Raw genomic sequence first — 12,563 nt, forward strand, 5'->3', positions numbered from 1 at the left:
ACCGAAGTGAGAGTGATGGGATTCAAATCGCTACTACGGCTCGGCTACGCCGGAATGGTCGTACAGGGACTGCTCTCCGTGTTCCTCCCGCGGAAGGCGATCAAGCTCGCGACGACCGGCTGGCGGGCCGGCTTCGAGAACGTCGAGGAACTGGAACCGCGCGAGTGGTACGTCGAGATGACGAAGGTTCTCGGCGTCGGGATGCTCGCCGCGGGGCTGACGGGACTGCTCGTCTCCCGCGCCGAGAAGGAAGGTGCCGACCGCGCACAGGCCGAGTTCGAGGCCGCGGGCGAGTCCGAAGCGGAGGAGGCAAGCGAAGACGATGACGACGACGACGACGGCCCCGTGACGGTCGACATCGAGGACGACGAGTAATCAGGTCGCGCTGTCGATTGCCTGGTCGAGGTCGGCGACGATGTCGTCGGTACCCTCCAGACCGACCGACAGGCGCACCAGGTCGGGCGTGACGCCCGACGCTTCCTGTTCTTCTTCGGTGAGCTGCTGGTGGGTCGTACTCGCCGGGTGGATGATGAGCGTCTTCGCGTCGCCGACGTTGGCGAGCAGGCTGGCGAGTTCCGTGTTCTCGACGGTGGCCTGGGCGGCCTCGTAGCCGCCTTCGAGACCGAAGGTGATCATGCCGCCGTAGCCGCCGTCGAGGTACTCGCTGGCGGCGTCGTGAGTCTCGTGGGATTCGAGACCGGGGTAGGTGACCCAGGAGACGTCGTCGTGGTCCTGGAGGTACTCGGCGACGGCCATCGCGTTCTCGCTGTGCCGTTCCATCCGCATCGGCAGCGATTCGACGCCCTGGATGGTCTGCCAGGCGTCGAAGGGCGACTGCTGGTTGCCCATGTCGCGGAGACCGCGGGCGATGCCGGCGTAGGTGAAGGCGGCGTCGCCGAACGTCTCCGCGAAGTTGACGCCGTGGTAGGCCGGGTTCTCGCCGGCGATTTCGGGGAACTTCTCGGCGTGGTCCGCCCACGGGAACGAGCCGCCGTCGACGACGACGCCGCCGATGGTCGTCCCGGAACCGTGAATCCACTTCGTCGTGGAGTTCCAGACCAGGTCCGCGCCGTGGTCCAGCGGGTTGCACAGCGCGGGCGTCGCGAAGGTGTTGTCGACGAAGACGGGGACACCGTGGTCGTGTGCGATGTCGGCGATGCGCTCCATGTCCGGGGTGACGAGTGCAGGGTTGCCGATGGTCTCGTAGTGGACGTAGGCCGTGTCCTCGTCGATGGCCTCCTCGTAGGCCTCGTAGTCGAGCGTGTCGACGAAGCGTGCCTCGACGCCCTGGCGGGGCGCGGAGTGGGTGTAGTAGGTGTAGGTCCCGCCGTACAGCGAGGAAGCGGTGACGACGTTGTCGCCGGCCCCCGCGAGGAGGAACGTCGTCAGATTCAGCGCGGCCATCCCGGAGGCGGTCGCGACGGCACCGACACCGCCCTCCAGTTTCGCGAGGCGCTCCTGGAGCGTCTCTACGGTCGGGTTCATCAGCCGGGAGTAGATGTAGCCGGGCTTCTCCAGGGCGAACTGCGACGCGGCGTCGTCGGCGTCCTCGAAGACGTACGAGGTGGTCTGGTAGAGCGGCGGTGCGCGCGAACCTGTTGCGGAGTCGGGTTCCTGTCCTGCGTGGAGACTGTCCGTGTAGATACTGTCGTCCGTCATGCGTACGTCCCCAGACACCCGACGCGTAAGAAACCCTCCGTAGACGACGAATATCCCCGGAATCTACGACGCGGGGGCCGTGTCGTTACGACCCCATCAGTTCGTCCAGCAGTTTCCCCTGGGCGGCCGCGAGGTGTTCGGAGAACGTCGATGGCTCGATGCCGAGTTCCCGCGAGACCTCCGTGGCGTTTGCGTCGCGGGGGTACTCGAAGTAGCCCATCTCGTGGGCCGTCTCCAGAACCTCGCGCTGCCGGTCGGTCAACTGGCGCATGTCGACCGGGACGAGTTCGCTCCCGTCCTCGGCGTCGACGCTGCGGACGAGGTACTCGACGCTGACGCCGCCGAAGTCCTCGCGGAGGTCGACGAGCAGTTCGCGCAGTGCGTCCACGTCTGTGGTGTGCAAGCGCACGTGCAGGTCGCCGTCCTCGGCAAAGACTTCCCGTACCGGCCCCAGCGATTGCTGGATGTGTTCGCAGATGCAGGGGTCGCTCGACGGCCGCTCGAACTCGTAGACCTGCTCGGACCCGTAGTCGAACACCGGGTCGAAGGAGGGGAGGTCCTCGGAGCCGTCTGTCGTGACCTGCTCTTTCACCGTCCCGTCTTTCCCCTCCGTCCAGGTGATGTCCGAAATCGCCGACGGGACCTGTGTCGATGCCTGCGCGGCCGGACAGCCCTCCGCCCGCTCGAAGACGAGTTCCGTTCTGACGCCTGTCATACCACATAGTATGGTAGACACCCTCAATAACGAGGGTGCGCGTTCCCAGCGGCTGGGAATGGGTGGGACGAACATGTTCGGGCAAGGGTACGAGCGGGTGGGGGCCATGTGTCCGGACGGAAATGTCGAGAGCACGGCGCTCGCGGTGGTCAGGGCGGTTTTTGATTGTGAGCGCTGGCTTTCTCGTACTCTCCCAGGTTGCCCCGCTCGCGGGTGCTTCGGGTCGCGTCGAGGTCGTGTTCGGCCTCTACGGGTTCGCGCTGACGACGGTCTTCGGGAAGGCTTACTCGCTCGTGCCGGCGTACTTCGACCGGGACCTGGCGTGGGACGGCGCGCCGATGGTCCAGTTGCCCCTCGTGGTCGCCGGCGTCGGCTGTCTCGCCCTCGGTGTCTGGGTCCGAGACGCGCCAGCCCTCGATATCGCGGGTGCGGTGTGCTGGACGGCCGGGGTCGCCGTCTTCCTCGGAACCGTGGCGGCGACACTCCGCGACAACCCGACCGGTGCCGAGACGGGGACGGGCGCGGCGAACGCCGAGAGGGAACCGCTGGACAGACTCGCCAACGCGTTCGTGCCGGTGGCGCTGGCCTACCTCGCGGTGGGGACCTACGAACTCCTGGCGGGCGCGCTCGCACTCCCGTCGCCCTTTGGCGGCGTCGCCGCCCGGACCGCCCACCTGCTCGGCCCGGGAGCGGCCCTGCTCCTGCTCTTCGCGGTCGGCTATCGGGTGTTGCCGCGATTTCTCTCCGCGTCCCCGCCCCGGTGGCTGGCGGCCGTCGTCCTCTGTGCCGGTGCGCTGGGGCCGGCCGCGCTGGCCTGGGGCTATCCCGGCGGGACGCTGTTCCGGGTCGGTGCCGTGCTGGAGAGCACCGCCGTCGTCGGGTTCGCAGCCTCGTACCTCGCGCTGTTCGCCCGAAGCGAACGCCGACGGGTGGGCTTCTACGGGCCGCTGGCGGGCGTGGTGCTGGGCTGTCTCGGCGTCGCGCTCGGTGCCTTGTTCGCGTTCGAAGGGCTGGACGCATCGCTGACGACCGTTCACTTCCGGGTGAACGTCTTCGGCCTCCTCGGGCTGAGCATCGTCGGCGTCGTCTACCAGTTCTACCCGCCAGCGGTCGCGCGGTGGCCGGCCGCCGGTGACAGGATGGCCGTCGCGAGCATCGCGGCCATCGCCGGCGGCCTCGGAATCGGGGCCGCCGCTCCGCTGACGTCCCTGCCCGTCGGCACCGCCGGGGCCGGACTACGGACCCTGGGAGCCGTGCTGTTCTGGTACCTCGCCACCGGAACAATCAATTCACAGACATCAAGAACGTAACGATAAATAAACCCAGTACCGAACAGGTTCGGCCCCAGGACGGATAGCGTTAACGCCGGTTTTCAGTCCGCAGGGCGGGTTTGAAAGCCTTTTATGAGTGTGGTCCTAACCTCGAGTGTAGAGATGAACGAGAGACTGGCGGCGGCTACTATCGACAGGCGGACAGTTCTCCGCGGCGTCGGAACCATCGCGGCCACCGGGGTACTCGCCGGGTGCAGCGGCGGCGGTGACGGCGGCGGTGGGAACCCGAACGTGCCCGACGAGGTGTCGAACTACCTCTCCAGTGCGAACAACTACGGCTCGGTCCCCGACGAGACCGGGTCCGGGTCGGTGACCGTCGAAGTGGGCGCGGGGAACGGACTGGCCTTCGGCCCGGCCGCAGTCCGCATCTCGACCGGGACGACGGTGACCTGGGAGTGGACCGGCCAGGGCGGCACCCACAACGTCGTCGCGGAGGACGGGAGTTTCGACTCCGGCGAGTACCAGGCCGCGGGGACCTTCGAGCACACCTTCGATGAGGCCGGCAACTACAACTACTACTGTGAGCCGCACAAGATGAGCGGCATGAAAGGCGCCGTCATCGTCGAGTAGCGCCGGGCGTCAGGTCGGCCCCGGACGCCTACGCGTCCCCGTCGACCGTCTCGGCGTCGCGGTCGGTCACCTTCACACCCTTCTCCGAGAGGTGTCGCATCCGCCGGCGCGCGAAGTCCTCCTCGCGGGTCCCCCGGGTCGCGAGGACGAACATGCGCGCGCGCCCGGTCGGCCGCATCGTCCGGCCGGCCCGCTGTGCCCCCTGGCGGCGCGACCCGCCCAGTCCCGACGCCACGATTGCCAGTTCCGCGTCCGGCAGGTCGATGCCCTCGTCGCCGACGCGCGAGACGACCAGCGTCCGGAGGTCGCCGGTCCGGAACCGCTCGAAGAGCTTCTGCCGTCGGTGGTGTGGCATCTCCCCGTTGATGAAGGGGACGTCGAGGTCGGCGGCAATCTCCCTGCCCTGGTCTAAGTACTCCACGAAGACCAGCGCCTTCTCCTCGGGGTGTCGCGAGAGGAGGTGGCGTATCTCCTCGCGTTTGGCCGGGTTCGACGCGGCCAGTTGCCGCCGTTCGTGGCCCTCGGAGCTGACGTACTCGTTTTGCACGTCCTCGCTGGCCCAGGGCACGTAGCGGATTTCGACTTCGGGCTCGGCGACGAACCCGGCGTCGAACAGCGAGTCCCAGTCCGTGCCGATGGGTGGTCCGATGAGCGTGTAGATTTCGGTCTCGCGGTCGTCCTCGCGGACCGGCGTCGAGGACAGGCCCAGCCGATGTCGGGTCTGGAGGTCCGCGCTGCGCCGGTGGACGTCCGCGGGGATGTGGTGGACCTCGTCGTAGACGATGAGGCCCCACTCCCGGCTGTCGAACAGCTGTCGGTGCCGGTCCATCCCTGCGGTGCGGTAGGTGGCGATGGTGACCGGCCGGACGTTCTTCTCGCCGCCGTGGTACTCGCCGACCTGGTCCGCGCGCAGCGTGGTGTGTGCCAGCAGTTCGTCGCGCCACTGCCCGGCGAGTTCGCGGCCGGGCACGAGAATCAGCGTCTCGCCCTCGATAGCCGCGAGAATTCCCATCGCAGCCACCGTCTTGCCGCTGCCCGGCGGCCCGACGAGGACGCCGGACCGGGTTTCGAGGAACTGCGAGACCCACTCGTGCTGGTACTCGCGCAGGTCCAGTTCCAGGTCCATCGGCAGGTTCTCGCCGGTCTCCAGGTCGCGCTCGTCGCGGACGGGATACCCCGCCTCGTAGAGGATGCGCTTGACCGACGCCACCGCGTCCTCGGCGACCCAGCTCTCCGTCTCGGAGATGGGTGCGCGCAGGTGGTCCTCGTCCAGTTCCTGCCGGGCGACGTTGCCCATCAGGTCCGCCGAGGCGGCCTCCAGCACGACGTAGCCGTCCTCGTGCGTGCGCAAGGTGAACTGGTTGGCACGCTTCCACTGCTCCTCTATCCAGTCTTCGAGGTGCTCCGAGCGCTCGGGGAGCACGTCCCGGACCGTCGCCAGCAGTTCCTCGAAGCTGTCGTAGGGGGCCTGCCAGACGTCCTCGCGGCGTATCTCGTACATGTACGCGCCCGACCCCGTCGTGTCGACGAGGTGGGCGAACTGCGACAGCTGTGCGCGGGTGAACTGTGCGGGTTCGTCGACCACGAGCTGGCGGCGCTCGGGGAAGAGGATGACCCGCTCGCGGTCGGTCAGCCGCTGCCAGGCACTGGGATACCAGACGACGGGGTCCGTCGAGACGTCCACCCGCTCGACGACGCCCGCGTCTGCCAGCCCCTGGAGGCTGTCCTCCGCCTCGGCCTGGCTCAGGTCGCGCAGTTGCCCGTACCGCGTCGCCGTCACCAGCGGCTGCTCCAGCGCTTCGAGCGCACTGTAGAACGCGTCCGCCGGCTCGCTCGCACCGTCCGTCTCGGTGTCCTCGTCACTCACTACCCGTTCTAGTCGCGCGGCGCACAAACGCGTTGCGTCCGCGGCCTCGGCCGCCTGACCGTCCCGGACACCGTCGTTCAGCCCGTTACGAAACGGCCAGATAGTGTCTCTAAGGTGTACTTACTTCTATGTGAGAAATATTTATTTGGTAACGTAACGCAAGCTCAATTGATATATAAACCAGACACTACACCCACGAGAGGGGTCTGTTATAGTATAGCAACAGCGGCCACGGGTCGCTGTTGGACATCGAGAGCAGTCAGTTGACGGGACACGACCACAGGAGACATCAATGACAGACGAACCAGAAACTGCGGACGGACGGATGGACAGCAACCAGGACCCCGGCGGGCAGACGGGGGGCGACAGCGTGCGGCGACGGACCGTACTGAAGGCAGCGGGCGTGTCGGCAGCGACGGCGGCACTCGCGGGCTGTTCGGCACTGCTCGGCGGCGACGGTGACGACGGGGGTGACGGCGGCGACGGCGGTTCGACCGGCGGCGGCACGGTGTCCTCGGACCCGCTTGAGGCCGGTCTCCTCTCGTTCACGCAGGGCGCGGCGGCGGTCCTCGGCCAGCAGGCCGTGCGCGGGGCCGAGAAGGCAGTCGAGAAGATAAACGAGAACGGCGGCATCGCCGGCCGGCGGCAGGTCAACCTCGACGTCGTCGACGAGGGCTCCGAGGCGGTCGACAAGTACAACCAGTTCATCGAGGAGGGCAAGGACGTCACCTTCGGCCCCATCTCCAGCGGGACTCACGAGTCGCTGGCTCCCGAAATCGAGTCCTCCCAGGTCATCAACGTCGGGACCGACGGGACGGTCACGACGCTGTACGAGGAGACGGTCGCCGACCCGACGTACTCGTTCCGCTTCCAGAACTACGACGTGATGGAGGCGACGACGTCGACGCTGGAGGCCATCGAGCGCATCGGCGCGGACAACATCGACACGGTCGCGGGCATCAACCCCAACTACGCGTTCGGCCAGGACGAGATGGAGATCTTCCGGACGGCCGTCCAGGGCGTCACCGGTGCCGAAGTCGTCTACTCCGGCTTCCCGGACCTGCTCGCGGACGACTTCTCGACGCACATCTCCAGCGTCAACAGCGAACAGCCGGACCTCGTCTTCTCCAGTTGCTGGGGCGGCGACGCCTCGACGCTGCTGTCGCAGGCGTTCCAGCGCAACATGTTCGACAGCATCGAGGCAATCGTCGGCCCGGTCTTCTACGGCTCCGCCGACGCCATCGACGAGGAGGTCGTCACCGGCGTCGAGACCGGGACGATTCTCAGCGGGTCGCGGAACTACTACTGGGGCGTGCCGCCGCTCAACCGCACGGAGGCCGGCCGAACCTTCTTCGAGGAGGCGCGCCAGCAGGAGGGTATCAGCGTCCCGACGGCCCACTACATGAGCGGCTACGGCGCGGTCACCGCCTGGGCGACGGCCGTCGAGAAGGCCATCGACCAGCTGGGCGGCTACCCGTCCCAGGAGGAGATATCGCGGACGCTGGAAGAGCACGCCTTCTACACGCCCGGCGGCTTCTACCAGATGGGGCAGGACCACCAGGGTCGTGGCCCCGGCTACGCCGGCGTCATGGAGTGGGACAGCGACCTGGACGCGCCGATTCTCACCGACGTCAACACCTACCCCGTGAAGTCCATCTCGCCGCCACCGCAGGGCTCGGCCTACGAGATCTCGTCGCTCGACTGGCTGAACAGCTGGGGCTAGCACCCCTGCATTCGGCCTCTCGTCACGGTTCACACAGACTGATACGAAATGAAAACTCATGGCTCCAATTGGTACAGAACTACTTGAACCGACATCTGTCGCAGTACAGACGCTCAACGCGGTACTCGATGCGCCGTTGACTATCGGCGACCTGTTGCAGCCCGAACGGTTCATCACCCAGACTATCAACGGGATTCAGGCTGGATTCGTCCTGTTCCTGATCGCATCCGGGCTGACAGTGATTCTCGGCATTCTCGACGTGCTGAACCTGGCACACGGGGAACTATACGCGCTGGGGGCGTTCGTCGCGTCCTCGGTCGGCGGGTACCTCGTCGGCACGGGAGCGAACGCGATCTTCTCCCCACCGACGTCGTTCTCGCCAGTAGCGTCGTTCGGGTTCGTCCTCGTGTTGATACTGGTCGCGTTGATCGCCGCGCTGATAATGGTTCCAATCGGCGCGCTCATCGAAACGACGCTCATCCGGCCGATTTACGACCGGGCGCAGGTGTACCAGCTCGTCCTGACGTTCGCACTGTTGCTCATCATCGCCGACGTCGTCGAACTCGTCTGGGGGAGCGACCCCCAGCAACCCGCGTTCGCGACGATACAGGCGATCAACGACATCCCGTCGTTCGATATCATCGGGTTCGGGAACATCCCGACACTGGTGTTGATGGTGATTCTCGTCAGCCTCGGCCTCGGCCTCGCGCTGTTCTGGTTCTTCGGACGGACGAAGACCGGGCGCATCATGCGCGCGACGGCCATCGACCGCGAGATGGCGACCGCGCTCGGCGTCAGCACCGACCGGACGTTCACGCTCGTCTTCGCGCTCGGCGCGTTCCTCGCCGGCTTCGCGGGCGCGATGCAGTTCGTCATCACGCGCGCACAGACCGGGATGGGCGAGCAGGCGCTCGTCCTCTCCTTTGTCGTCATCGTCGTCGGCGGCCTCGGCAGTCTGCGCGGTGCACTCGTCGGCGCCGTCGTCGTCGGCATCCTGCAAAACTGGATGATAGTCATCAATCCCGACTTCCAGACCGCGGCACCCTTCGCGGTGATGGTGCTGATTCTGCTCGTCAAACCGGAAGGACTCTTTGGTAGCTGGGGTGAGCGCACGTGACGCCAGGACTCACACGCGAGGACGGACAGCTGAAGATTCGAGTGATGAAGGGACTGGAGCTCACGCCGCTGCGCCTCCTGCTCCTGCTGGGCGCTATCGGCTTCCTCTTCGTCCTGCCAGCCATCGCGCGCAACACCGGGGACCTGCCGATTCGCATCCGCCCCATCTACCGCGGGATGGTGCTCGGCCTGGCGGCGGTCGGACTGAACCTGCTGTTGCGCCACACCGACCTGGTCTCGTTCGGCCATGCGGCCTTCTTCGGGACTGCCGCGTACACCACCGCTATCATGGTCCAGCTACTGAACGTCCAGTCCGCGGTGGTGCTGATAGTCGTCGCCATCGTCGCGGCGACGCTGATGGCCACGCTCATCGGCTACTTCACCCTCCCCCACGAGGGGCTGTACTTCGCGCTGGTGACGCTTGCCTTCGGCCAACTCATCTACTCGATACCCGTCGGGATACAGGAACTCGGCGGGACCGACGGGCTGAACGCGCTGACGGGTCAGGCCGGCGTCTCCATCAACGAACAGTATCCGCACCTCGGGGGCATCTTCCTGAACGGCCAGGAGGTTCCCAACACGATACTGTTCTGGATTACCATCGTGCTGGTGGTCCTCTCGCTGCTCGTGATGTTCCGCATCGTCCGGTCGCCCTTCGGCAACGCGCTGGACGCCATCGGCCAGCAGCGGACCCGCGCGCGCTTCCTCGGACTGCCGGTCAAACGGTACGTCTGGGCGGCGTTCATCATCTCCGGCATCTACGGCGGCATCGCCGGCGCGCTCTATGCCCTGTTCTTCAGCACGACTATCGACCCGGGCAGCACCCTGCAGGTGTTCGTCTCCGGCGACATCCTCTACATCGCCATCCTCGGCGGATTCAAGACGCTGACCGGCCCGTTCGTCGGCGGTATCGTCTTCGAGACGCTCTCGAACGTCGCCAGCGACGTCGTGCTGACGGGTCCCGCGGGCGAGAAGGAGGTCGGCCGCCTCATCACGGGTGCCGTCCTGCTGATAATCGTCTTCGCCTTCCCGAGCGGCATCGTCGGGTCGCTGAAACCCGGCGGACGCGTCTACGAGGGTGTCCGGGAACTGCTTCGGAACCCAGGCGTAATCGGGCCCTGGAGTCGACGGGCAGGGAACGGACTGATGAACATGGTCAAGCGCGCGGCGGACAACGTGCGCATCCTCATCATGGGGGTGAAATGATGCTGGAAGCGAACGGACTCCAGAAGTCCTTCGGCAACATCACGGCGACGGACGACGTCTCCGTCGAGTTCGGACGCGAGGAGGGGGAACTCGTCTTTATCGTCGGTCCCAACGGAGCCGGCAAGTCGACGCTCATCAACCTCCTGACCGGACTGCTGGAGCCCGACGAGGGCGAGGTGATTCTCGACGGCGAGGAGATCACGGCCATGCGCCCGGACGAGCGCGTCCACAAGGGACTCGTCAGGAGCTTTCAGGTCGTGAAGGTCTTCGAGGAGATGACCGTCCGCGAGAACATCCGGACGGCCATCCTCATCAAGGAGCAGATGACCGGCGGCTGGACCCCCCGCGGAGCGTTGAGCGGGCTGTTCTCGCTGTCGGACGAACACGAGGAAGTCGAGTCGAAAATCGACGACCTCCTCACGCAGTTCCGTCTGGAGGACGCCGAACACACCATCGCGGAGGAACTACCACATGGCGACCGCAAACTGCTCGACGTGGCGATGTCGTTCGCGCTGGAGCCGAACTACCTCCTGCTCGACGAACCGACCTCCGGCGTCTCATCGCAGGAGACGGACTACGTCATCGAGACGATCGTCGAAGTGAGCGAGCAGCAGAATGTGACGACCGTGACAATCGAACACGACATGGACCTCGTGAAGGGGTACGCCGACCGCGTCATCGCGCTGCACCAGGGGTCGGTCCACGGCGAGGGGCCGCCCTCGATGCTGGAGACCGACCAGAAACTCCGCCGCCTCCTGCTGGGGGTGGAAGAATGAGCGCGGACGACACCCTGCTGCGCGTCAGCGGACTCGACGCCGCCGTCGAGGGGTTCCAGGTCACCCAGAACGTCGACTTCGAGGTGCAAGAGAGCAGCGCGGTCGGCTACGTCGGCCGCAACGGCGCGGGCAAGACGACCACGTTCCGTTCCGTGATGGGCCTGGCCGAAGTCCTCTCTGGTTCCATCCAGTTCAGGGGCGAGGAACTGACCGACCTGCGTCCCGAGCAGATTCCCCAGCGCGGTATCGGCTACCAGCCGGAGGACCGCAAACTGTTCACCGGGATGACCATCGACGAGAACTTCCGGATGCCGATCTGGACGCTGGGCAAGAAGCGCGGTATCGAGGACGAGGACGCGGCCGTCGAGGACGTCTACGACATCTTCGAGGAACTGGGCGACCGCCGCGAGGCCAAAGTCGAAAACCTCAGCGGCGGACAGGCGAAGATGGTCTCCATCGGCCGTGCGCTGGCGCTGAAGCCGGACCTGCTCATCCTCGACGAACCGCTGGAGGGCCTGGCCCCCATCATCGTCGAACGGCTCAAGGAGTACATCCGTGAGATAAACGACCGCGGCATCGCCGTTCTCATCGCGGAGTCGAACGTCCAGCACATCCCCGAGATAGTGGACGAACTCTACGTCATCGAGCGCGGCGAGATATTCGACAGCGGCGACCCCCAGGAAGTCTCCCAGCGGCGGGCAGTCCAGGAACTGATGCAGGGAAGCGGTCAGGAAGGATAGTTCCCGGCGTCACCGACGACTGCCCACACTCCGTTCTTCGACGGCCTCGATCGCCTCGACAACCTCGCCGAGGACCTTGCGCTGGCTCCGCCGGAGGTTCTTCGAGACGGCCGTCTTCGAGATGTCGAACTCGTCGGCCAGCGTGGAGAGGTCGGCCTCCCGCGGCCTGGTGAAGTAGCCCTCCTCGACGGCCGTGACGAGCGTCTCGCGCTCGACCGTCGAGAGGTCGCGGCACCTGTCGAGCATCCCGCCGGCGACGTCGACGTTCTGGAGGACGTCGTAGTAGTCCTCCAGGTCGACGGTCTCGCGGGACTCGACGGTGAAGTCGTTGTGGCGGTCCAGTTCCGAGAGGGCGTCCTCGGAGACGCGCTTGCTGTCGAAACCGACCCGCCACATCTCGCTGCCGTCGCGAATCTCGAAGGGGCCGGTGATGTAGCCGTTGTTGTTTCTGATGGCCTCCATGGCCTTCGTCTCGCCGATTTGGGACCGGATGAGTGCCTTCTCCCCCTTCCGGTGGAGCAACTCGAAGTTGCGCATGTTCTGGTGGTCCCGGAGGCCGTCCAGTCCGCGGTCGAGCGCCTTCGGCGTCGTGCCCGTCGCCATGATGCGCGTCTCCAGGATGTCCCTGGCGGCGTTGAAGTCCCACTGCTTCGTGAAGAAGGAGATGTCGTAGTCGTCTGTCGTATCAATATACGGACAGTCGTACTGTACCATGTCCACTTCCATCGATAGCATGTTCGAGGTCCCCGTGTTGCACCATAACATGGTAGCCCTTCAATTAAGACTTGCCTTCCGGAACCCGAATAATCGGCCATTATAGTACCTACGACGGAATTAACCGATTTCGGCGGTTAGCTCCG

The 12,563-nt window shown here is 65.9% G+C and carries 12 protein-coding genes; 8 read left to right on the top strand and 4 right to left on the bottom strand.

Annotation, left to right across the window (positions count from 1 at the left end):
• Nucleotides 1-15 precede the first annotated feature (15 nt).
• Nucleotides 16-375 (top strand): hypothetical protein, encoded by a 360-nt coding sequence (locus WDJ57_RS02305; protein ID WP_338903531.1) that lies wholly within the window; start codon nt 16-18, stop codon nt 373-375.
• Here the strand turns inward: WDJ57_RS02305 and WDJ57_RS02310 are convergent, their stop codons facing one another.
• Nucleotides 376-1,659 carry an O-acetylhomoserine aminocarboxypropyltransferase/cysteine synthase family protein gene (locus tag WDJ57_RS02310; RefSeq protein ID WP_338903532.1) on the bottom strand — a complete coding sequence of 428 codons (1,284 nt, stop codon included), beginning with the start codon at nt 1,657-1,659 and terminating at the stop codon, nt 376-378.
• Nucleotides 1,660-1,744: 85 nt separating this feature from the next.
• On the bottom strand, nt 1,745-2,374 hold the full coding sequence (locus tag WDJ57_RS02315; protein WP_338903534.1) for a helix-turn-helix domain-containing protein: 630 nt from the start codon (nt 2,372-2,374) through the stop codon (nt 1,745-1,747).
• A gap of 167 nt (nt 2,375-2,541) precedes the next feature.
• Between WDJ57_RS02315 and WDJ57_RS02320 the strand changes: the two genes are divergently transcribed.
• Nucleotides 2,542-3,684: a hypothetical protein gene (locus tag WDJ57_RS02320; protein WP_338903537.1), complete on the top strand. Its 1,143-nt coding sequence runs from the start codon at nt 2,542-2,544 to the stop codon at nt 3,682-3,684.
• Nucleotides 3,685-3,807: 123 nt separating this feature from the next.
• A complete protein-coding gene (locus tag WDJ57_RS02325) occupies nt 3,808-4,275 on the top strand; it encodes a halocyanin domain-containing protein (protein WP_338903539.1) in 468 nt (155 codons plus the stop codon).
• Nucleotides 4,276-4,303: 28 nt separating this feature from the next.
• On the opposite strand, the gene WDJ57_RS02330 is transcribed toward WDJ57_RS02325, so the two are convergent.
• Nucleotides 4,304-6,169 (bottom strand): DEAD/DEAH box helicase, encoded by a 1,866-nt coding sequence (locus tag WDJ57_RS02330; RefSeq protein WP_380630180.1) that lies wholly within the window; start codon nt 6,167-6,169, stop codon nt 4,304-4,306.
• 298 nt (nt 6,170-6,467) lie between these two features.
• Here WDJ57_RS02330 and WDJ57_RS02335 point away from each other — a divergent pair, with 298 nt between their 5' ends.
• The 5 genes from WDJ57_RS02335 to WDJ57_RS02355 are packed head-to-tail and all read left to right on the top strand — an operon-like array spanning nt 6,468 to nt 11,703.
• Nucleotides 6,468-7,865 (top strand): ABC transporter substrate-binding protein, encoded by a 1,398-nt coding sequence (locus WDJ57_RS02335; protein ID WP_380630216.1) that lies wholly within the window; start codon nt 6,468-6,470, stop codon nt 7,863-7,865.
• Nucleotides 7,866-7,923: 58 nt separating this feature from the next.
• Nucleotides 7,924-8,982, top strand: a complete 1,059-nt coding sequence (locus WDJ57_RS02340; RefSeq protein WP_338903546.1) for a branched-chain amino acid ABC transporter permease — start codon at nt 7,924-7,926, stop codon at nt 8,980-8,982.
• A complete protein-coding gene (locus tag WDJ57_RS02345) occupies nt 8,979-10,187 on the top strand; it encodes a branched-chain amino acid ABC transporter permease (protein ID WP_338903549.1) in 1,209 nt (402 codons plus the stop codon). Before WDJ57_RS02340 ends, WDJ57_RS02345 begins: the two co-directional genes overlap by 4 nt.
• Nucleotides 10,187-10,963, top strand: a complete 777-nt coding sequence (locus WDJ57_RS02350) for an ABC transporter ATP-binding protein (protein ID WP_380630217.1) — start codon at nt 10,187-10,189, stop codon at nt 10,961-10,963. Before WDJ57_RS02345 ends, WDJ57_RS02350 begins: the two co-directional genes overlap by 1 nt.
• Nucleotides 10,960-11,703: an ABC transporter ATP-binding protein gene (locus WDJ57_RS02355; protein ID WP_338903554.1), complete on the top strand. Its 744-nt coding sequence runs from the start codon at nt 10,960-10,962 to the stop codon at nt 11,701-11,703. Before WDJ57_RS02350 ends, WDJ57_RS02355 begins: the two co-directional genes overlap by 4 nt.
• Before the next feature lie 9 nt (nt 11,704-11,712).
• Here the strand turns inward: WDJ57_RS02355 and WDJ57_RS02360 are convergent, their stop codons facing one another.
• The gene (locus WDJ57_RS02360; RefSeq protein WP_338903557.1) at nt 11,713-12,438 is read right to left on the bottom strand and encodes a helix-turn-helix domain-containing protein; all 726 of its coding nucleotides are present in this window, start codon (nt 12,436-12,438) and stop codon (nt 11,713-11,715) included.
• Between the last annotated feature and the right edge of the window lie 125 nt (nt 12,439-12,563).

This window comes from Salinibaculum sp. SYNS191 (genome assembly GCF_037338445.1).
Lineage (GTDB): Archaea > Halobacteriota > Halobacteria > Halobacteriales > Haloarculaceae > Salinibaculum > Salinibaculum marinum.

Excerpts from the sequence above, each read along its gene's own strand:
- WDJ57_RS02315 (WP_338903534.1), bottom strand. The coding sequence starts at position 2,374 with ATGACAGGCGTCAGAACGGAACTCGTCTTCGAGCGGGCGGAGGGCTGT.
- WDJ57_RS02360 (WP_338903557.1), bottom strand. The coding sequence starts at position 12,438 with ATGCTATCGATGGAAGTGGACATGGTACAGTACGACTGTCCGTATATT.
- WDJ57_RS02335 (WP_380630216.1), top strand. The coding sequence starts at position 6,468 with ATGGACAGCAACCAGGACCCCGGCGGGCAGACGGGGGGCGACAGCGTG.
- WDJ57_RS02355 (WP_338903554.1), top strand. The coding sequence starts at position 10,960 with ATGAGCGCGGACGACACCCTGCTGCGCGTCAGCGGACTCGACGCCGCC.
- WDJ57_RS02305 (WP_338903531.1), top strand. The coding sequence starts at position 16 with ATGGGATTCAAATCGCTACTACGGCTCGGCTACGCCGGAATGGTCGTA.
- WDJ57_RS02310 (WP_338903532.1), bottom strand. The coding sequence starts at position 1,659 with ATGACGGACGACAGTATCTACACGGACAGTCTCCACGCAGGACAGGAA.
- WDJ57_RS02325 (WP_338903539.1), top strand. The coding sequence starts at position 3,808 with ATGAACGAGAGACTGGCGGCGGCTACTATCGACAGGCGGACAGTTCTC.
- WDJ57_RS02350 (WP_380630217.1), top strand. The coding sequence starts at position 10,187 with ATGCTGGAAGCGAACGGACTCCAGAAGTCCTTCGGCAACATCACGGCG.
- WDJ57_RS02340 (WP_338903546.1), top strand. The coding sequence starts at position 7,924 with ATGGCTCCAATTGGTACAGAACTACTTGAACCGACATCTGTCGCAGTA.